This is a genomic window from Micromonospora sp. NPDC093243 (genome assembly GCF_044753725.1).
In the GTDB taxonomy this organism is placed as follows: domain Bacteria; phylum Actinomycetota; class Actinomycetes; order Mycobacteriales; family Micromonosporaceae; genus Micromonospora.
In genome coordinates this window covers 761930-780793 of sequence record NZ_JBIVNT010000002.1, presented here as the reverse complement: position 1 = coordinate 780793, position 18864 = coordinate 761930, and the positions used below count along the sequence as shown (strand labels likewise).

Here is an 18864-nt window from a genome sequence, read left to right as displayed (position 1 = left end):
CATCCTCGGCAGGGCCGGCCATCGATGGCTACGGTCGTGGATGCTGAGTTTCCCGACCGCTCGAGGAGTGATCGCATGCCCCCCTCCCCCTCCCGGCTCTTCTCGGAGATAGCAACCGCGCAACGGCCGACCGAGGCCAGCGTGGTCATGCGTCGTGCGGTGGTGCTCGGCGGCAGCGTCGCCGGCCTGATGGCGGCGCGGGTGCTCAGCGACCACGCCGAAGAGGTGCTGATCATCGAGCGGGACCCGTCCGACGTGGATGACGGGCCTCGGCCGGGAGTGCCGCAGGGCAGCCAGGTGCACGCCCTTCTGCCGGCCGGTCAGATCCAGCTGGAGCGGTGGTTTCCCGGCATCGTCGACGAGGCCATGGCGCTCGGCGCCCCGCCGCCGAGCGAGGAGGTGCCGGCGAAGATCTTCGTGAACGGCGTACTCGGGCTGCCGCCGGCACCGGCCGCCACCGGCCCGATGCTGATCACCACGCGACCGTTCCTGGAGGCGCTGGTGCGGCGGCGGACCCTCGCCGTCGACAACATCCGGATCGCGTACGGCCGGGCGGACGGTCTGGTCTTCGCCGACCAGCGCGTCACCGGCGCGCGGTACGTGCCCGAGGGCGGCACCGAGCCGGTCGTGGAAGCGGCGGACCTGGTGGTCGACGCGATGGGGCGGTCCAGCCGGTTGAGCGACTGGCTCGCCGACAACGGGTGGCCCCGCCCACCCATGCAGCGGATGCCGATCAAACTGAACTACGCGACCGCGCTCTTCAAGCGGGACGAGAAGGTCAGCGACACGTGGGTGGTGGTCTACCACACCATGGCCGGCAAGGGCCGTACCGCGCGGATCGGCGGGATCAACTCGGTCGAGGGCGACCGCTGGATCATGCTGGTCGCCGGCTACGACGACGACCGGCCCAGCCGCGACGTCGCCGACTTCACCGCCCGCTGCCGGGAGCACTATCCGCAGATGTTCGGCGACATCGCCGAACGCGGGGAGATGCTCGGCGGGGTGGTCACGTACCACCAGGCCGACAGCCGACGACGCGACTTCCACCGGCTCGACCGGCTGCCCGCCGGGCTGGTCGCCGCCGGCGACGCGATCGCCTCGTTCAATCCGGTGTACGGCCAGGGCATGACCTCCGCGACCCTGCACGCGTCCTGCCTCTCCGCGTACCTGCGGTCGGGCCCGAAGCTGCACGACGAGCCGGCGTGGGCGTACTTCGACCAGGTCCGGGTGATCGTCGATGCCGCCTGGCAGATCTCCACGTCCGCCGACATCGAGCTGCCGCACGTCGACGGGCCGTATCCGCGCGGGTACCGGGTCACCAAGTGGTTCGGCGACCTGGTCTTCCGGGCGTCGCTGACCGATCAGGTGCTCAGCGACCGACTCAGCCGGGTGACCACCATGGTCGACCACCCGGCGACGCTCAGCCGGCCCGGCACCCTGCTGCGGGCGCTCCGACTCGGCCTGCTCCGGGGCAGGGGCGCCCCGACACGGCCGGAAGACCGCCCCTAGCCTCCGGCGCGGGAGTGCTGGTGACCGCGGAGCAGCTGCTGAAGCGCGGCTATCTCGGCGGCCAGCGCCTCCTGCCCCTGCCGGGTGATCCTGATCCAGGTCTTCGGCCGGCGGCCGTGGTAGCCCCGCTCGATCTGGATCAGACCCGCCTCCTCCAGTACGGCGAGGTGTCGGGAGAGGTGGCCTCGCTTGGCTGACCATGCTGTTCCTGGCAGTCACGGCCGCGGGCCAGTCACGGCCGCGGGCCAGTCACGGCCGCCGGCCGGTCAGGGCTGCGGGCCGTCGGTCTCCGCGGTCGCGCCGAGGCGATCCCGGATCAACGCGATGATGGTGTCAGCGGTCCGGTCGAGGTGACTGCGGCCGTCGGGTAGCCGCGCCCCCGGGCTGACGTAGCTGAGCGGACCGACGTGCGTGGCCGGGTCGAGCCGGTGCACCGTGATCTTCCCTTCACGATCCGCCCGGTTCCATCCGCTGCGGCGGAACAGCCGCCACCGCTGCGGGAACATCACGGTGCCGACCCGCTCGATCCAGTCGCCGGAACTGGTGAGCTGGCAGAGGAGCTGGGCGTGGGTGACGTCGTTGGCGCCGTTGTGGAACCCGCCGAGAGTGATCAGCCAGAGCGGCGAGCGCAGCTGGGCCCACAGTTCGTTCACGGCACCGGTGGCGACCTGGGCGCCGCCGCTGTAGGAGAGCAGTACCACGGGGATACCGCTGTCCGGCTGGTAGCCGGCGAGCCGGAGCTGAGCGGCGATCTGCGAGCCGACGGCGCGGTTGTAGAGGGGACGGTACCGGCGGTCGGCGGCGACGAAGATCTGCACCACGTTGTGCAGGAACAGCACCAGCCCGATCCGTCGGCGCAGCCAGATCCACACTGGCCGGTTGGCGAGCGGGTCGGCCAGCGGGGAGTAGGGCTGTACCTGACCCAGCACCCTGAGCTCCGGCGCCTTGGCGATCAGGGACTTGACCAGTCGCCCACCGTCGCGGGTGTCGTGGAAGCGGCGTTTCCCGATGCCGTCCAGATAGACCAGGTAGGCGTCCGGAGGGCGGTCCGGGTCCGCGCCCCGGGCGTACGGCATGCCCGTGGGGAGTTCGGTGGTGGGCGTCCGCCAGCCGGCGGCATAGGCCAGCACCTCGTAGCGGGCGAGCAGAGCTTCGGCGAGCAGGACCGGTCCGAGCCCGCCGAGCAGCAGCAGGAGCGCAAACTCGATCATGCGCGTCGCCCCGGTGCTCTCCTCGTGTTGAGCCGCACGACCAGGCGGCGGACGCCCTCGACCGCGACGCCGAGCCCGACTCCCGCGACGGCTACGCAGCCGGCGGCCTGCCACCAACCGATCCCGGCCACCGTGGCGAGTTCAGCGCTGAGGCCAGCCCCCACTCCCACCATGAGCAACAGGTGCAGCAGCGGCCCGAGCAGCGGAAACGCGAGGATGGCGGCGAGCAGCAGCGGGGCGGCCAGGCCGGGCGTCCAGGCCAGCGCGGCGCCGTCGGGCCGTGCCGTGGGCAGCACCAGCTCGGCAAGCGTCCACGCGGACAGCGGCCAGAGCGCGAATACCGCGCCGTCGACGATGGCGCCGGCCAGCATCAGCCCGACCACTCTGGCGCGCGACGCGCCGGAGAGCCGTGCCACCACGGGCAGGAGACGGCCGGCGGCCTCGGACAGCCCGGCGAGCAGCAGCAGGGCGGTGACGAAGGGGGACATCGGTCAGTCCTGCGGTGGCTGGTCGACAGAGACCGACTGGGCGACGGACCCGGCCTGCCGCACATGGCGCTCGAGCTCGTCGGCGGCGCGCGAATAGCCGCCCGCCTCACGCTGGGCGGCCTGCAGGGCGTCCGCACCGGCCCGGAATCGGGGCTCGTCGAGCAGGCGCTGGGCGAGGCCGCGTACGACCTCCACGTTGACGTCCTCGGTGCGGATCGAGAGGCCGGCATCAAGTTCGACGACCCGGGACGCGACCAACGACTGGTCGGCGCCCTGCGGGATCACCAGCATCGGGACGCCGGCGTACAGGGCCTCGTTGACGCTGTTCACCCCGCCGTGCGTGATGAACAGCGCCGCGCGGGCCAGCACCTCCGGCTGGGGTACGGAGCGTTGGGCGATCACGTTGGCCGGCAGCGGACCGAGCGCGGCGGGATCGGTGTGTCCGGTCGAGACGATCACGGTGCCACCCAGCGGGGCGAGCGCCTCGGCGAAGCTGCGCAGCAGCCGCGGGCCGGCTTCGAAAACCGTGCCCAGCGAGGCGTACAGCACCGGGTCCCGCAGTTGGTCGACCGGGAAGGACGAGTCGACCGGGCGGGCGCCGAGGCTCGCTCCGACGAACCGGTAGGACTGGTCGAAGCTGTCGGCCGCCGGGTGGAACGCCCGCGAGGTGTAGACCAGGTTGAGCGGCTGACGGATGTTCGCCAGGTCGACCAGGGGCAGCGCGCCCGTGTCGTACCGGCGGCGCAGCTCCCAGCGCGACCTCAGGTACGCCCCGGTGTGGCGGGGCAGGGCCGCCGCCGCGGCGAGCAGTTCCCAGGATCCGTGGGTGGGGCTTGGCACCTGCCGGTTGAACGCGAACGTGGTGAACGACGAGGCAGCCGGCACGCGGAGCTCCCGGGCAGCCACCGGCCCCCACGGGCAGAGGGAGTCGTGCACGATCAGATCGGGCCGGGTGCCGCGCAGATCGTCGAGGACGCCGGGCAGCACGCGTACGGCGGTGCGCACCAGCTGAGTCAGCAGCGTGACCGGTGTCGGCGGGCCGGCGAGCGGCAGGTCGTCGCCGGAGTAGCGGAGCACGCGCGCGCCGGTGGCCGCGACCTCGTCGGCGTACGCGGGCGTCGCGTGGTAGGTCACGGCGTGACCACGACGAACCAGCTCGGCCACGACCGGGAGCGTCGGGTTGATGTGGCCGTGCATGCCGATGTTGAGGAAGGCGAACGCGCTCATCGGCCGATCCAGGGCGGGGAAGGAGTCAGCGCCCGGCAACCTTTAGCGATCATGTTCCGCCTTCCTCACCCCGACGCAGCTTCGCGTCCGTCCGCGCCTGTTACGGCAGCCGTCCAGGGAGCTTGGTTGGGGCCGACGAGCGCAGTGCAGCCACCGCGTGGGCTCTGTGTTTGGACAACAGTCGCCTGTTGCGGTGGCCGCTGATCACAGCGTAGACGTTGCCGGTTCGCGGCACGTCGCGGACCAGGCGCATCCACAGCCGTCGTTCACAGGGTCGACGCTGCTGACGCCTGCTGCACAAAATCGAAAAAGGCCGTCTCCGACGATCGGAAACGGCCTTTGAACTGGGTGGAGCTGAGGGGATTTGAACCCCTGACCCCCTCGATGCGAACGAGGTGCGCTACCAGTCTGCGCCACAGCCCCTCCACCGGCGAACCGGCTTCGGTCCCACCCGGCTTTCACCGGGCGGGCCGGCGACAAGGCTAACAGGTCGGCTCCCTCCACCGCGAATCAGCCCCGGCGAGGCGCGCCGATGATCGACTCGGGTTCCGTGAAGGCGGCGTATCCACGCAGACGGGACAGGCCCGCCTTCCAGGAACCCGGGCCGGCCGGACTCGCCGCCCGGAACCGGGGCGAGCCGGACCGGGAAACGGACAAAGCCGGGCGTCAGGCGGTGTGGGAGCCGGGGCCGGTCTGGTAGGGGCGGCCGCGGAGGCCACCGGACCGCCGGTAGGAGACCGAACCGCCGTTCGCCACGGCGGGCAGGTCGGCCGGGCGGTCCAGGCCCATCGCCGCCCGGCGTACCACCTCGCGCTGGGCAGCCAGCCGACGCTGCGCCTCCCGGCGCGCCGCCGCCCGACGGGCCTGCTCCCGACGCACCTCGGCCTGGCGGTCGGCCAGCCAGGCCGCCTCCCGGGCCCGCGCCCGCCGGCGCCGGCGATCCGCCACCGCGCGCTGCCGCAGGTGTACGACGTACGCGACGAGCAGCGTGCCGGTGACCGAGACGCTGATCCAGAATCCGGGGCCGACCACGATCACGCCGACCAGCTCGACGATGTTGAGCAGCAGCAGCGCGGCGAGTACCCGGCGGCGGCGGTAGATGGCCGGGGTGTGCGGCCGGCGCGGCGGCGGGCGGCGGCGGGTCCGGCGCTGGGTGGGCGGCACCGCGCGCAGGCGGCCCGATCGGCGGCCGGTGCCGGGCGGGCCGGAGACCGGCGTACTGAGACTCCCGGTAGCCGGATTTTCACTGAGCGTGACGACGAGGGAGCGAGGTGGGTGGACCGGCCGGCGTCCCGGCACGGTACGACGCCGACGGTGGCGCTGCAGCACCCGCGCCGTCGACTGCGCCCGCTCCGCCACCAGCCGCTCGGTGGCGTCGTACCGGCGGACGAGCGCCGGAGCGAGGGCGAGCAGGCCGGCGGCGGCGAGGACGGCGAGGAGCACCGAGGTCGGCACCCTCACCCCTCCCGTCACCAAATTCGGAGCAACCGTCGCCCGACCGCAGGATCTTCCACCGATCGACGTCGACCGCGTGGATCATGCGGGCTTGCAGCGCTTGCCACAGCTTGCAGTTACTTGAGGTTACGGGCGAGCGTCCGGGATGCCGGCACGCCGCGCCGATCCCGTGCGTGGGACGGTTCACCTCGCCCCGGCGCGCACCCGGTGCCAGCGGGCCAGCAGCCCGCCCTCCGCGGCGACCTCCTCGCTGGTCATCGCGTATCCGATGTGGTCCCGCCACGCACCGTCAATGTGCATGTAGCGCACGTGGTACGCCTCCTCGCGGAACCCGAGCTTCTCCACCACCCGGCGGGACGGCCGGTTCTCCGGCCGGATGTTCACCTCCACCCGGTGCAGCCCGCCAGGCCCGAAGGCGTGGTCGACGGCGAGCGCCAGCGCGGTCGGGATCACCCCACGTCCGGCCACCCGGTGATCCACCCAGTAGCCCACGTACCCGGAGCAGAACGCCCGCCGCACGATGCTGCCCACGTTGAGGTGGCCGACCAGGCGCTCGCGCCCCTCCTCGTGCAGGCAGACCACGAACGGCATCCCCTCACCGGTACGCGCCGAGCGGCGCTGGTCCCGCTGGACCCAGCGGAACGCGGCCGGCGAGTTCAACTCGTCCCACTCGCCGGGCATCGACGACTCCCACGGCGCCAGCCAGCTCTCGTTGGCCCGCCGCACCTCCGACCAGGCGGCCGCGTCGGAGCGCCGGTACGGCCGCAGCACCACCGGACCGTCGACCAGGACCGCCGGCCAGCCGGGGACCCGTCCGGTTCCGAAGAGGCTCACGGGCCGGACCCTACGCCCGCGACGGCCGAGCGCGCACGCTCCCGCCACCCGGCCGGACCGTCGACCCGATCACCGGAGCGGTGCTTCGCTCGCCAGCTCACCGCTCGCGCTCACCGGCGACGGTCGAGCAGCAGGACGTCCACGGTGGAGCCGGCCGCGGCGGTGGTGACCCGCTCACCGAGGACCAGCAGGCCGTTCGCCTCGGCCAGCCCGGAGAGGGTGAACGGCCCACCGCTCAACGGCTGGACGGTGTAGCCGCCGCCGCGCCGCTCGGCGACGTGCGCCGGACGGAACTCGCGCAGCCCGACCGGGGACGACACGGTCTCCAGCAGGTGCGCGCGGACGCTGGGCCGGAACACCGGCTCGGCCCCGGCCAGCAGCTGGATCGCCGGCCGGGCCAGCACCTCGAAGCCGATCAGCGCCGCACCGGGTTCACCGGGCAGGCAGACCACCGGCACCTCCTCGGCCCCGACCGTGCCGAAGCCGAGCGCGGTGCCCGGGTAGAGCGCCACGTCGGTGAAGGTGACCGGACCGGCCCGGCCGCCCTCCCGGCGGGAGAGGATCCGGCGGACCATGTCGCCCGGGCCGGTGCCGGTGCCACCGGTGGTGATGATCAGATCGGCGCTCAGGGTCTGGTCCTCCAGCAGCCCGCGCAGCCCCTCCGGGTCGTCGTCGCAGATCCCGACCCGGTAGGCCAGCGCGCCGGCCTCGGCCGCCGCCGCGGTCAGCGCGTGCGAGTTCGCGTCCACCACCTGGCCGGGCTGACTGCCCCGGCCCACGTCCACCAGTTCGTCGCCGGTGGCCACGATGACCACCCGCGGGCTGGGCCGCACCACCACGTGACCGATGCCGGTGGCGGCGAAGACCGCGACCAGCGCCGGGGAGACGTACGTGCCGGCGCGGGCGAGCAGCGTGCCCGCGGGCAGCTCCTCGCCGGCGCGGCGCAGACCGTACCCCCGCTTGGGGGTCCGGTAGATCTCCACCGCGGCCATGCCCTGGTCGGTCCACTCCACCGGGACCACCACGTCGGCGGCGACCGGCAGCGGCGCCCCGGCGGCCACCGAGAAGCACGAGCCGGGGGTCAGCCGGACCGGTCGCCAGCTCGCCGCGCCCAGGTCACCGACCACGTTGAGCCGGACGGCCCGCCCGCCGGCGGCCCGCCCGGCACCCGCGAGGTCCTCCCAGCGGGCCGCGTACCCGTCGACGGCGGCCTGGTCGAAGGCGGGGAAGGCGTGCGGCGCGACGACGTCCTCGGCGAGGACGTTGCCGTGCGCCTGGGTGAGGTCGAGGTCGAGCGGAGGCAGCGCGCGTAACCTGCGCAGCACGCTGCCCAGGTAGTCGGCGAGCGGCGTCAACTCGTTCGCGGCCGCCTCGGCGTCGGCCGTCGCTGTCATGTACCAGATCCACCCGACGCGTCGGAGTTGACGAAGTCGGCCAGCCACTTGCGGAACTCGGTGCCGAGGTCCTCCCGCTCGGCGGCGATCTGCACCACCGTCTGCAGGTAACCCAGCGGCATGCCGGTGTCGTAGCGGGTGCCCCGGTAGACGATCGCGTGCACCGGGGTGCCCTCGGCGCGCAGCAGCTCCATCGCGTCGGTCAGCTGGATCTCGCCGCCGCTGCCCGGCTCGGTACGCCGGATCGCGTCGAAGATCGTCGCGGGCAGCACGTAGCGGCCGAGCACGGCCAGGTTGCTCGGCGCGTCCTCCGGCTTGGGCTTCTCCACCATGCCGGTGACCTTGACGACCTCGCCGATGTCGGTGAGCTCCCCCTCGGCCGGCTCGACGGAGGCGATCCCGTACCGCTTGGTCTCGGCCGGGTCGACCTCGAAGAAGGCCAGCACCACGCCGCCGGTGCGGGCCTGAAGCTCCAGCATCGCCGGCAGCAGCGGCTGGTCGAGCTTGACGAACTCGTCGCCGAGCAGCACCGCGAAGGGCTGGTCGCTGACGTGCGACTCCGCGTACCCGACGGCGTGGCCGAGGCCGAGCTGCTCCGGCTGCCGGCAGGTGTAGATCTCGGCCAGCTCGCTGGGCCGGCGCACCGCGGCGAGAGTCTTCTCGTCGCCCTTCTCCTCCAACCGGGCCTCCAAGTCGGGGCGGCGGTCGAAGTGATCCACCATCGAGGTCTTACCCCGCCCGGTGATCAGCAGAACATCGTTGATGCCGGCCTGGGTGGCCTCCTCGACGATGTACTGCAGCACCGGCCGGTCGACCACCGGCAGCAGCTCCTTGGGCACCGCCTTTGTCGCGGGCAGGAACCGGGTGGCCAGACCGGCGGCCGGGATGACGGCCTTGACCGCACGGGCCCGGCCGGTTGCGGCAGCCGTGGTTGAGGGGTTCGCTGAGTGCTCCGACATGCCGCGAGACTATCGGCCACGGCTCTGTCGCGGCGGGTGTGGCCCGGAAGACGCGCCGCCCGCGGGGGCCGACCGAGGCGAACCAGGCCCGGCGCGCGCGGCGTCCGGGCCGCCGAATGCCGGGCCGAGCGGCGCGTCGGCGGAGTCGACCTCGGCGTGTGCCGGTTCGGCGCAGGCGGACGCGGCCACCTCGGCGCGGCCCGCAGTGGCGGATTCCGGACAGCTCGGCGCGGCGACCTGGACCGATCCGGGGGCGGCGGCCGGCTCGGGCCGGCTGGGCGCGGTGGCCCGCCCGGCGCGGGGCAGCCCGTCGGCCGGGCTGACCGCGCCGGCCGGCACCGGGAGTTCCCGCGCGGTGAGCGCCCGCCGGCTGCTCACCCGGTAGGTGTCGCGGCCGGCGCCCTTGGCGGCGTAGAGCGCGTCGTCGGCCGCGTCCAACACCTGCTGGCCGGTGCTGGCGTGGTCGGGGTAGACCGCGATGCCGATGGAGACGGTCACCCGGATCGGCACCGGAGCGCCGGCGTGCGCCTCGACCGGGATCGCAGTGTCCCGGATGGCCGCGCCGAGGCGCTCCGCCACGATCGCCGCGCCCCGGGCGTCGGTCTCCGGCAGCATCAGCACGAACTCCTCGCCGCCCTGCCGGAAGGCCAGGTCGACCTCGCGGATCTCGTCGCGTAGCCGCCGGGCGAACTCGGCCAGCACGGTGTCCCCGGCCGCGTGCCCCCAGGTGTCGTTGACGTCCTTGAACCGGTCGAGGTCGAGGGCGAGCACGCTCAGCATCCGGCCGAACCGGCTGGCCCGCTCGACCTCCCGGCGGATCGATTCGCGCAGGTAGCGGTAGTTCCACAGCCCGGTAAGCGGGTCGGTGAGCGAGAGCCGCTGCGCCTCCTCGTGCACCCGGACGTTGTCCACGGCCACCGCCGCGTGGCCCGCGAAGGTGCGCAGGGTGTCCAGGTCGTCGTCGTCGAACTCGTCCGCGCCGAGCCGGTCGTAGAGGGCCAGCACGCCGAGCGCCGCGGCCGGGGCGACGGGGTCGGTCCCACCGCCGACGCCGGGCAGCTCGGCCGTCGGCGTCTCGTCCGGCCCCGAGCCGGGCTGCGCCGCGCCCGCGCCGGTCCCGCCGGTCGCCGCCGGGTCCACCGGGCCGCCGGCAGCACCGCCCGTCGCGCCCGGCCCGCCGGGGGTGGCGAACGGGACCGCGATGTACGTCCGGCAGCGCGGCTCGCCCGGCGGTACGTCGGCCGGCTCCATCCGCCCACGCTGCGGCTCGCCGGTGGCCGCGACCGCGCCGACGACGCCGCTGCCGACCGGCACCCGCAGCAGCGCGGCGCCGTCCGGCTCGGGGCAGCGCCCGTCGAGGCCCGCGGTGCACTGCGCGACGAGCATCCCGTTGGAGTCGACCAGCAGCACCGCCCCGGCCCGGGCGCCGGTGGCCGCGATCGCGCTGTGCAGGATCACCCGCAGGATGCGTTGCAGGTCGTGGGTGCTGGCCAGGGTGTCCCCGAGCACCGCCAGGTGGCCCCGCAGCTGGTCCCGGCTGCTGGTCAGCGCGGCCACGTACGAGCCGGTCTCCCGGGTCATCCGGTTGAAGGCGCCGGCCAGCCGGCCCAGCTCGTCGCGGGTGCGTACCGGAACCCGAGCGGTCAGGTCGCCCTGCGCCACCCGGTCGACCGCGGCGGCCAGCTCGACCAGTGGCCGGGTGGTGACCCGCGCCAGCCGCCAGGCGGCCAGCACGGCGAGCACCGCCGCCAGCACCACCGCCGCGAGGAGCGCGGTCGGCAGCCCCGGTGGCCGGTCGCTCGGGATCGAGAGCACCAGCGGCAGCGGCTGCCCGGACGAGGGACCGATCCGGCGTACGTACCGGCCGTCGGCGGTCTCGCTGACCCCCTCGCCGTCCAGCGTGCCGGCCGCGGCCAGCACCGCGTCGCGTACCTCCCGGGATTCGGTGGTGTGGGTGACCTGCGCGGGCCCGGCGTCGTCGTCGAGCAGGGTGACCGCCACGCCGGTCACCGCGGCCAGGCGGGCGACGAAGGCCGGGTCGACCGGCTGCGCCGCGGTGACCGTGCCGAGCGTCGCGCCGGCGCGGTCGCGCAGGTCGACCCGGGCGGTCAGCGCCCGGACCGGGCCGCTCGTCGGCGCGGCGCCGGCGCACTCCGACCAGGGGGTCGGCGGCGCGCCAGGCGTGGTGTACGTGACCCGGCCGGCCATGTCGCTGACCATCACCGCGGCGGCCAGGCCTCGGCTGACCACCTGACCGGCGGCGCCCGTCGGCTCGCCGGCCAGCGCTACCGCGTCGGCCGCGGCGCGCAACTGCTGGCAGAGGGCGTCGACCGAGGTACGCACGGTCGCGGCGGCCACCGCCAGCCGCTCGGTGGAGCGACCGCGATCGACGGCGTTGACCGTCGAGGCGACGAAGAGCGCGCCGAGCACGACCGGGCCGAGGACCACCACGAGGAAGGCCGCCGTCAACCGCCCGCGTAGCGTCACTCGGTTCCCCCCGGAAGTTCCGCCTCCGATGCTGCGATGCTGACACAGAGCCACCATGGGAGAGGCGTTGCGTCAGGAGTGTTGCGTGCCGGAATTTTCTGATGGAGCGGAAGTGACCCATGTGGCAAAACGCGACATGCGAGTCGAGTTGCTCGCTCGCCGCCGAGAACTCACGGTTGCGGACCGGGCCGCCGCCGCGGGCCGCGTCCAGGCCGAGCTGGTGGCGCTGGTACGCCGGCTGCGCCCGGCCCGGATGACGGCGTACGTGCCGGTCGGCTCGGAGCCTGGTGGGTCCGAGCTGCCGGAGGCGCTGCGCGCGGCGCTGCCGCCCGGCGGCGAGCTGCTGCTCCCGGTGCTCCGCCCGGATCTCGACCTGGACTGGGCCGGGTACGCCGGGCCGGGCTCGCTCGCCGCGGCGGGCCGGGGGATGCGCGAGCCGACCGGGCCACGGCTCGGGGTGGCCGCGATCACCGGCGCCGAACTGGTGGTGGTGCCCGCGCTGGCCGTCGACCTGCGCGGGCTGCGGCTGGGCCGGGGCGGCGGCTCGTACGACCGGGCGCTGGCCCGGGTGCCGGCCGCGACGCTGACCGTGGTCCCGCTGCACGACGGCGAGCTGGTTCCGGCCGTTTCCGCCGAGCCGCACGACCGCCCGGTACGCGCGGTGGTCACCCCCGCCGGCGGCCTGCGTACGCTTGACGTCGCGCCACCCGCACCGGGTGCGCCGCCGGGTGTCGCGCCCCACACTTCCGCTGGACGAACCCGGGGCGAATGACGCACCATTGGCACTCGAAGATGCCGAGTGCCAACCGGCCGAGTCTGATCCGGAGGAAACGTGCCCACGTACCAGTACGCCTGCACCGCGTGCGGCCAGCAGCTCGAGGCGGTCCAGTCGTTCTCCGACGCTCCGCTGACCGAGTGCCCGGCGTGTGCGGGGCGGCTGCGCAAGGTCTTCAACTCGGTCGGCATCGTGTTCAAGGGCTCCGGGTTCTACCGCACCGACTCCCGCTCGTCCGGCTCCGACACGGTGCCGAACGGCGGCAGCAAGCCGGCGAAGTCGGAGTCGTCCACCGACTCGTCCAGCTCGACCTCGTCGTCGACCTCTTCCTCTTCGTCGTCGAACGGTTCGTCGAGCGGCTCGTCCAACGGCGGAGCTTCCAAGGCCTCGGCCGCCAGCAGCACCAGCAGCTCGGCGTCCTGAGCCGCGGGGCCGGCGCATAGCAGCCCGGCCCGCCCCACGGGGGTTGTCCACAGGCCGGCCGGTTGTCCACAGGCCGCCGGTCGGTGGCCGGACCGGCGGCCCGCCCGCCCCTAACCTGCTGCCCAGGGGCGCCTCGTCGGCGCCCTGCTGAGGGCGGGAGCGATGGCGATGGCGAACGGCGGCGCGGGCACGGCTGAATCACTGCGCCCGGTACGCCGACCCCGCCTCCCGCGCGGTGGCACACTGCTCCGGGCCGGGCTGGTCGCCGCACTGCTCGGCCTGGCGGCGGCCGTGCTGCACACCCCGTCCGACTGTCCCCCGGCGCCCCGGGTCGCGTCGGGCCCGTCCGGTGCCGCACCGACCGCGCCGGCCGGGGGTGACACCCCGCAGTCGACGGCCGACCCGCAGCCGGCCACGGCACCCGAAGACCCACACCCGACGGGTGTGCCGTTTCCGCTGCCCACCGGCCTGGTGGGGGTGCCGGTCCGGCTGGCCGAGCCGGCCGCGCTCGCGGTGGTCCGGCCGGGCGCGCGGGTCGACCTGCTCGCCGTGCCGGCCGGTGGTCGCCCCGGCGAGGCGAGCCTGTTGGCGGCCGGGGCGCTGGTGCTCGACGTGGTGGGCGTCGGGGCGACCGACGGCTCAGCCGCCCTCTACCTCGCACTCCGGCCCGATCAGGCGCAGCGCGCGGTCGGCCAGCCGGAGGGCAGTCGGTTCGCCGTCGTGGTGCGCGGCTGAGCCGCAGCCGACTCGACGGTCACTCAGTCCCAGTGCGGTGGGCGCTCGGCGAGCAGCCAGTCGTCGGTGCCGCCGGCTCGCTCGCCCCAGCCACGGTCGGTGTCGTCGGCCGTCTGCTCGGGCAGCACCACGAAGTCGTCGTCGCTCAGGTCGACCGGGCGGTCGTCGTCGCCACGGGTACCCGGGTCCTCGGTGTTCACGACGGGCAAGACTAACGCAGCCCCCGGCCACCCGGACCCGGCCGCTCTGCCGCGTCGTCCGGGTTCTCGGGTCGCGCCGTTGGTAGCGTCGGACGGCGTGACGACCCCCACCGGTGGCAGCTCCCCGGACGACTACTGGCGGCGACCCCCGGCCGGCGGTGAAGGGCCCGCGGACCAGCCCACCGCGTCCCCGGCCGGCGGAGGCGGACCGCCCGGCGGATACACCGGCCCGCCGCCGAGCACCCCGCCCCCGGCCGGCTGGCGTCCACCCGTGCACCTGGAACCGGCCCCGCCGCGCCGCCTGCCGCCGCAGGACATGGCCGCGCTGGACGTGGCGGAGCAGCGGGCGCAGCGGGTGACCTACGGCTTCGGCGCGGTGGCCGGGGTGGTGCTGCTGGTCCTGGTCTGCCTGCTCTGCTCCCGGGTCATCCTCTGACCGGTCGCCCGGCGGGCGGTCAGAGCGTGGTGCCCCAGACCGTCTCGGCGCCGGAGTGCCCGGTCAGGTAGACGTAGACCAGCGAGGCGCCGGCCAGCGCGACCACCGCGACGGCGAGCACCGGGGTGACCAGCGCCGGCAGCCTTGGCACCCGCGGATGGCCGCTGGTCACCACCAGCAGCAGGAGGACCAGGATGCCGAGCGGGACGACGATCCGGAACAGGATGTCGCCGTACCGGGAGTGCTCGAAGATCTGATCGAGGATCGGGCCCTGGAAGCCCCGCGCGACCAGCGCGTCGGTGAACGCCTCGCCGGACTGCACGGCCACGAACGTGGCCACCGGCGCGACCACCGCCAGGATGCCGGTCGCCCAGTCCAGCCGGGGGCGCCAGCGCGGCAGCGCGGCGTACGCCACGGCGAGCACCGCCAGCAGTGGCACGAACACCACGACCGCGTGCACCACCAGGACGTGCAGCGGTAGGCCCAGGACCTCCTCGAACATCGACCCCTCCAGGTTGATCACGGTTGCGGCCTGCCAGCCTACGGTCCAGCGGCCGGCGCTCTCCTCGTTCGGCTACACGCAGGCCGTCCCGGACCGGTTCACCGCCGCCAGACCCGACCCGCTCGGGCTGTGTCCGCGACCACCCGACGCCGCAGCTCGGTTGTCGATGGAGGTGACGCGTGCTGTCATTGGCGCATGTCGAGTCCCGAGGAGCTGCTCCGGTCCAGGGGCCTGCGGGTCACCCGGCCGCGCCTCGCCGTGCTGGACGTGCTGGCCGCGGGCGGTCACCTGGAGGTCGACGAGATCACCCGCCGGGTCCGCGAGCGGCTCGACTCGGTCTCCACCCAGGCGGTCTACGACGTCCTGGGCGCGCTGTCCCGGGCCGGTCTCTCCCGCCGGATCGAGCCGGCCGGCAGCCCCGCCCGCTACGAGTCCCGCACGGGCGACAACCACCACCACGTGGTCTGCCGGGGCTGCGGCGAGATCGCCGATGTCGACTGCACGGTCGGCAGCGCTCCCTGCCTCGACCCGCACACCACGCACGGCTACGAGGTCGACGAGGCTGAGGTGACCTTCTGGGGGCTCTGCCCGGGCTGCCAGGCCCGCCGCACCGCCGACGAGTGACCCGCGCCGCCCGGATCGTGGCACTCTTGGTCCGTGGACTCCGATGACCTCGGCCTCTTCGGTCCGGGTTCGGTCACGTGGAAGGTGCACGAGGAGCCGATCCTGATCGTCGCCGGCCTCCGCTCGCTCTACCTCCAGGCGCTGCATCCGCGCGCGATGGCCGGGGTGGCACAGAACAGCAACTACCGCACCGACGCCTGGGGGCGCCTGGTCCGCACCGCCAACTACGTCGGCGTCACCGTCTACGGGACCACCGCCGAGGCGGAGTCGGCCGGTCGACGGCTGCGCCGCCTGCACGCCCGGCTCCGGGCCACCGACCCGGCCACCGGCGAGCAGTTCCGCATCGACGACCCTGACCTGCTGCGCTGGGTGCACGTCACCGAGGTGGAGTCGTTCCTGGACACCGCCCGGCGGGCCGGGTTGCCGCTGTCGCCCGCCGAGGTGGACGGCTACTACACGGAGCAGCGCCGCGCGGCCGCCCTGGTCGGCCTCGACCCGGCGACCGTCCCCGGCACCGCCGCCGAGGTGGCTGACTACTACGGGGCCGTCCGCCCGGAGCTGCGGATGACCCGGGAGGCCGCCGAGACCGCGCTCTTCCTCACCGCGCCACCGCTGCCCTGGAAGCTGAGCCTGCCGGCGCGGCTCGGCCTGACCCTCGGCCCGCCCCGGTGGGCCTACTTCGGCGTCGCCGGCACCGCGCTGGCGCTGCTGCCGGCATGGGCCCGTCGGATGTACGGCGGTCTCGGCCTGCCGACCACCGCGCTGTCGGCGGACCTGACCGTCCGGGCGCTCCGGCTCGCGCTCGCCGCGCTGCCCCGCCGCTATCGGGAGGGGCCGTTGCAGCAGGCCGCCAAGGAACGCGCCGCCCGCCTCACCGGCGCCCAGGCCGCCGGCTGACCCTTGCCACCGCCCGTCTCACCGGCACTCCGGCCGCCGGCCCCGCCGGCAGCCAGGCCGACCTGGCCGTCTGCCTCGCCGACACCCGGCTGACCTGGCCGCCCGCTGAGCCGGTGGCGCTGCCGCGAGTCGTTGACCATGCCGGCCGGGTGATCCGGCCGCCGGTCACTGCTGAGCCGGCTCCCCCTCGGGCGGGCGGTCGACCGCCGCCCACGGTTCCTTGCCCGGCGTCTGCGCCCCGGCCGGGCAGACCCGCCGGTAGTCGCACCAGCCGCACCGGGGGCTCGGCGAGGTCGGGAAGGCCTCGTCGGGATCCGAGCCGTCGGCGACCGCCCGCTCGGCGGCCATGATGTCGCGGGCGGTCTCCTCGGCGCGGCTCAGCTGCCGGGCCAGCGACTCCGCGGTGTGGTCGTGCCCCGCCACCGTGCCGGTCGGCAGGTGGTGCAGCTCGACCCGGCGGCACGGGCGGCGGAAGACCCGCTCGGCCGCGTACGCGTAGAGCGCCAGCGCCTGGGAGCCTCGGGCGTCGTCGGCGTCCAGCCCGGTGCGGCCGGTCTTGTAGTCGACGATGACCAGCTCAGGGCCCTCGGGACCGGGGCGGGAGTCGATCCGGTCGGCCCGGCCGTTGAAGGCCAGCACTGCGGTCTTGACCGCGACCACCCGCTCCACCCCGAGCGGGTCGACCTCTGGTTCGAGCGTCTCGACGTAGGCCTCGAGCCAGCCGAGCGCTCGCCGGTAGGCCGCCCGCTCCTGCTCGTCGTCGCGGTAGCCCTCGCGGACCCACGTGCCCCGCAGCAGCCCGGCCAGCGCCTCCGGCCGGCGTCGATCGAGGGGCAGCGCGTACCAGTTCTTCAGGGCGGTGTGCACGCTGGCACCGAGCGAGTTGTGCGCCCACGGCGGGCCCTTGGGCGGCGCCGGGCGGTCGACGTAGGAGTAGCGGTAGCGGCGGGGGCAGTCGGCGTAGGCGCCGAGCTTGCTCGGGGTGCAGACGAAGAGCCGCTCCGGCATGCCCTCGAAGCCGAGCTGCTCGGCCTGCCCCTCGCGGGGGCGTGGGGCGCGCCCGGAGGAGGGTCGGCCGGCTGGGGTGGGTCGTCGCACGCCTGCGATCCTGCCATCCACCTACGACAGCCGCGCGGACGCGCTCAGACCATGTTCACGTACTGCGTGACGAACGCGGCCACCGCGTCCGCGATGAGCTGCACCGCGATCGCGGCCAGCAGCAGGCCGGCGATGCGGGTGAGCACCTCGATCCCGCCCGGCCGCAGGATCTTCACGATCCCGCCGGAGAAGCGGAGCACGATCCAGACCGCGGCCATCACCGCGATGATCGCGGTGCCGATCGCCACGAAGTCGACGACGCCCTCCGCCTGCTGGACGAAGAGCATGGTGGCCACGATCGCGCCCGGGCCGGCCAGCAGCGGCGTGCCCAACGGCACCAGGGCGATGTTCGAGGTGGACTGCCCGCTCGGCTCGTCGCCCTTGCCGGTCAGCAGCTCCAGCGCGACCAGCACCAGCAGCAGCCCGCCGGCGGCCTGGAGCGCCGGCAGGTCGACGTGCAGGTAGTCGAGCAGGGTCTGCCCGGCCACCGCGAAGACCACGATCACGCCGAGCGCCAGCGCGACCGCCTGCCAGGCGGCCCGGTGCCGGTCCCGGGCGGAGAGCGGGCCGGTCAGCGCGAGGAAGATGGGCATCATGCCCGGCGGGTCGGTGATCACCAGCAGGGTCACGAAGACCTCACCGAAGAGCTTGAGATCCACCTGATCAACCTAACGGCGGCGCCAGAGGCCGATCCGCGGATCAGCCGGAAGCGACTTCGGTCACCCCGCTGGCCTCCGCGACGATCCGCTCGTACGCCTCCGGGTCGGTGGTGAACGCGCCGAGCCGGACGGTCTTGTGTGTGCCGTGGAAGTCGGAGGAGCCGGTGACCAGCAGCCCCAGCTCGGCGGCGAGCCCCCGGACGTGCGCCCGCTCGGCCGGGGAGTGGTCCTCGTGGTCCGCTTCCAGCCCGGCGAGCCCGGCCGCCGCCAGCTCGGCGATCAACTCGTCCGGCACCACCCGCCCCCGCCGAGTGGCGCGCGGGTGGGCGAAGACCGGTACACCGCCGGCAGCCCGGACCAGCCGCACCGCGCGGAACACGTCGATGTCCTCCTTGGGCAGCCGGTAGCGCTCACCCAGCCAGTCCGGCCCGAACGCCTCGCTGGTGCTGGTGACCAGGCCGGCCCGGATCAGGGCCAGCGCGATGTGTGGCCGGCCGACGGTGCCGCCGGCCGCGCCGGCCAGGATCTCCGGCCAGCTGACGTCGATGCCGTCGGCCCGCAGCAGGTTCACGATCCGTTCGCCGCGCTCCTCGCGGGCGGCCCGCACCCGGGCCAGTTCGGCGACTAGCTCCGGTGCGTCCGGGTCGAAGAGGTACGCCAGCAGATGCAGCGGCACCGCGGGCTCCGCGCCGAACCATCGGCAGGAGAGTTCCGCCCCCCGGACCAGGCGGAGCCCGGCCGGCAGCGCGTCCAGCGCGGGCGCCCAGCCGGCGGTGCTGTCGTGGTCGGTGATCGCCACCACGTCGAGCCCGGCGTCGGCGGCCGCGCGTACCAGCTCCGCGGGGCTCAGCGTGCCGTCGCTGGCCGTGGAGTGGGTGTGCAGGTCGATCCTCATCGCCCGACGCTACCGGCGATGCCACCCGCTCACCCGCCCGGGCCGTGGCGCCCGCC

The 18864-nt window shown here is 74.4% G+C and carries 21 protein-coding genes, 1 tRNA gene and 1 pseudogene; 7 read left to right on the top strand and 16 right to left on the bottom strand.

Annotation, left to right across the window (positions count from 1 at the left end):
- The first annotated feature begins 75 nt into the window (after window positions 1-75).
- Window positions 76-1509 (top strand): FAD-dependent oxidoreductase, encoded by a 1434-nt coding sequence (locus ACIP9D_RS08495; RefSeq protein ID WP_350867530.1) that lies wholly within the window; start codon window positions 76-78, stop codon window positions 1507-1509.
- On the opposite strand, the gene ACIP9D_RS08490 is transcribed toward ACIP9D_RS08495, so the two are convergent.
- The 10 genes from ACIP9D_RS08490 to ACIP9D_RS08445 all read right to left on the bottom strand — a co-directional run bounded on the left by ACIP9D_RS08490 (window position 1506) and on the right by ACIP9D_RS08445 (window position 11564).
- Window positions 1506-1649 (bottom strand): transcriptional regulator, encoded by a 144-nt coding sequence (locus ACIP9D_RS08490; RefSeq protein ID WP_400449606.1) that lies wholly within the window; start codon window positions 1647-1649, stop codon window positions 1506-1508. The two genes, ACIP9D_RS08495 and ACIP9D_RS08490, sit on opposite strands and share 4 nt — an antisense overlap.
- 126 nt (window positions 1650-1775) lie before the next feature.
- Window positions 1776-2720: a hypothetical protein gene (locus tag ACIP9D_RS08485; RefSeq protein ID WP_350867532.1), complete on the bottom strand. Its 945-nt coding sequence runs from the start codon at window positions 2718-2720 to the stop codon at window positions 1776-1778.
- Window positions 2717-3208, bottom strand: a complete 492-nt coding sequence (locus ACIP9D_RS08480) for a hypothetical protein (protein ID WP_350867534.1) — start codon at window positions 3206-3208, stop codon at window positions 2717-2719. Before ACIP9D_RS08480 ends, ACIP9D_RS08485 begins: the two co-directional genes overlap by 4 nt.
- Window positions 3209-3211: 3 nt before the next feature.
- A complete protein-coding gene (locus ACIP9D_RS08475) occupies window positions 3212-4435 on the bottom strand; it encodes a macrolide family glycosyltransferase (RefSeq protein WP_350867536.1) in 1224 nt (407 codons plus the stop codon).
- Window positions 4436-4784: 349 nt separating this feature from the next.
- Window positions 4785-4858: transfer RNA gene (locus tag ACIP9D_RS08470), tRNA-Ala, on the bottom strand.
- A 243-nt stretch (window positions 4859-5101) separates the two neighbouring features.
- A complete protein-coding gene (locus ACIP9D_RS08465; RefSeq protein ID WP_350867537.1) occupies window positions 5102-5896 on the bottom strand; it encodes a hypothetical protein in 795 nt (264 codons plus the stop codon).
- 177 nt (window positions 5897-6073) lie between these two features.
- A complete protein-coding gene (locus ACIP9D_RS08460) occupies window positions 6074-6724 on the bottom strand; it encodes a GNAT family protein (protein ID WP_350867539.1) in 651 nt (216 codons plus the stop codon).
- Between the two features lie 110 nt (window positions 6725-6834).
- Window positions 6835-8118: a gephyrin-like molybdotransferase Glp gene (gene glp, locus ACIP9D_RS08455; protein ID WP_350867540.1), complete on the bottom strand. Its 1284-nt coding sequence runs from the start codon at window positions 8116-8118 to the stop codon at window positions 6835-6837.
- A complete protein-coding gene (locus ACIP9D_RS08450; RefSeq protein ID WP_350867542.1) occupies window positions 8115-9077 on the bottom strand; it encodes a UTP--glucose-1-phosphate uridylyltransferase in 963 nt (320 codons plus the stop codon). Before ACIP9D_RS08450 ends, glp begins: the two co-directional genes overlap by 4 nt.
- A gap of 9 nt (window positions 9078-9086) precedes the next feature.
- A complete protein-coding gene (locus ACIP9D_RS08445) occupies window positions 9087-11564 on the bottom strand; it encodes a diguanylate cyclase (protein ID WP_350867543.1) in 2478 nt (825 codons plus the stop codon).
- Window positions 11565-11649: 85 nt separating this feature from the next.
- On the opposite strand from ACIP9D_RS08445, the gene ACIP9D_RS08440 reads away from it, so the two are divergent.
- Both ACIP9D_RS08440 and ACIP9D_RS08435 read left to right on the top strand, forming a co-directional pair.
- Window positions 11650-12336, top strand: coding sequence for a 5-formyltetrahydrofolate cyclo-ligase (locus ACIP9D_RS08440; RefSeq protein ID WP_350867545.1), 687 nt, complete (start codon window positions 11650-11652; stop codon window positions 12334-12336).
- A 60-nt stretch (window positions 12337-12396) separates the two neighbouring features.
- Window positions 12397-12489: pseudogene (locus ACIP9D_RS08435) on the top strand (FmdB family zinc ribbon protein); the annotation flags it as partial.
- A 62-nt stretch (window positions 12490-12551) separates the two neighbouring features.
- On the opposite strand, the gene ACIP9D_RS08430 reads toward ACIP9D_RS08435, so the two are convergent.
- Window positions 12552-12800: a hypothetical protein gene (locus ACIP9D_RS08430; RefSeq protein WP_350868835.1), complete on the bottom strand. Its 249-nt coding sequence runs from the start codon at window positions 12798-12800 to the stop codon at window positions 12552-12554.
- Window positions 12801-12924: 124 nt separating this feature from the next.
- Here ACIP9D_RS08430 and ACIP9D_RS08425 point away from each other — a divergent pair, with 124 nt between their 5' ends.
- Window positions 12925-13497, top strand: coding sequence for a flagellar biosynthesis protein FlgA (locus ACIP9D_RS08425; protein WP_350867547.1), 573 nt, complete (start codon window positions 12925-12927; stop codon window positions 13495-13497).
- 23 nt (window positions 13498-13520) lie between these two features.
- Here the strand turns inward: ACIP9D_RS08425 and ACIP9D_RS08420 are convergent, their stop codons facing one another.
- The gene (locus ACIP9D_RS08420) at window positions 13521-13697 is read right to left on the bottom strand and encodes a hypothetical protein (RefSeq protein WP_350867549.1); all 177 of its coding nucleotides are present in this window, start codon (window positions 13695-13697) and stop codon (window positions 13521-13523) included.
- Window positions 13698-13794: 97 nt separating this feature from the next.
- Between ACIP9D_RS08420 and ACIP9D_RS08415 the strand changes: the two genes are divergently transcribed.
- Entirely contained in the window at window positions 13795-14133 is a 339-nt protein-coding gene (locus ACIP9D_RS08415; RefSeq protein ID WP_350867551.1) for a hypothetical protein, read from the top strand.
- Between the two features lie 19 nt (window positions 14134-14152).
- Here the strand turns inward: ACIP9D_RS08415 and ACIP9D_RS08410 are convergent, their stop codons facing one another.
- Window positions 14153-14635, bottom strand: a complete 483-nt coding sequence (locus ACIP9D_RS08410; protein WP_350868785.1) for a DUF2231 domain-containing protein — start codon at window positions 14633-14635, stop codon at window positions 14153-14155.
- A gap of 195 nt (window positions 14636-14830) precedes the next feature.
- Between ACIP9D_RS08410 and ACIP9D_RS08405 the strand changes: the two genes are divergently transcribed.
- Both ACIP9D_RS08405 and ACIP9D_RS08400 read left to right on the top strand, forming a co-directional pair.
- Window positions 14831-15259 (top strand): Fur family transcriptional regulator, encoded by a 429-nt coding sequence (locus ACIP9D_RS08405; RefSeq protein WP_350867553.1) that lies wholly within the window; start codon window positions 14831-14833, stop codon window positions 15257-15259.
- A gap of 33 nt (window positions 15260-15292) precedes the next feature.
- A complete protein-coding gene (locus ACIP9D_RS08400) occupies window positions 15293-16156 on the top strand; it encodes an oxygenase MpaB family protein (RefSeq protein WP_350867554.1) in 864 nt (287 codons plus the stop codon).
- A 165-nt stretch (window positions 16157-16321) separates the two neighbouring features.
- Here ACIP9D_RS08400 and ACIP9D_RS08395 read toward each other — a convergent pair whose 3' ends face one another.
- From ACIP9D_RS08395 to ACIP9D_RS08385, 3 genes are all read right to left on the bottom strand, one after another.
- Window positions 16322-17164, bottom strand: coding sequence for a RecB family exonuclease (locus tag ACIP9D_RS08395; protein WP_396699177.1), 843 nt, complete (start codon window positions 17162-17164; stop codon window positions 16322-16324).
- 134 nt (window positions 17165-17298) lie between these two features.
- The gene (locus ACIP9D_RS08390; protein WP_350867558.1) at window positions 17299-17913 is read right to left on the bottom strand and encodes a MarC family protein; all 615 of its coding nucleotides are present in this window, start codon (window positions 17911-17913) and stop codon (window positions 17299-17301) included.
- A gap of 40 nt (window positions 17914-17953) precedes the next feature.
- On the bottom strand, window positions 17954-18808 hold the full coding sequence (locus tag ACIP9D_RS08385; protein WP_350867560.1) for a PHP domain-containing protein: 855 nt from the start codon (window positions 18806-18808) through the stop codon (window positions 17954-17956).
- Window positions 18809-18864: the final 56 nt, after the last annotated feature.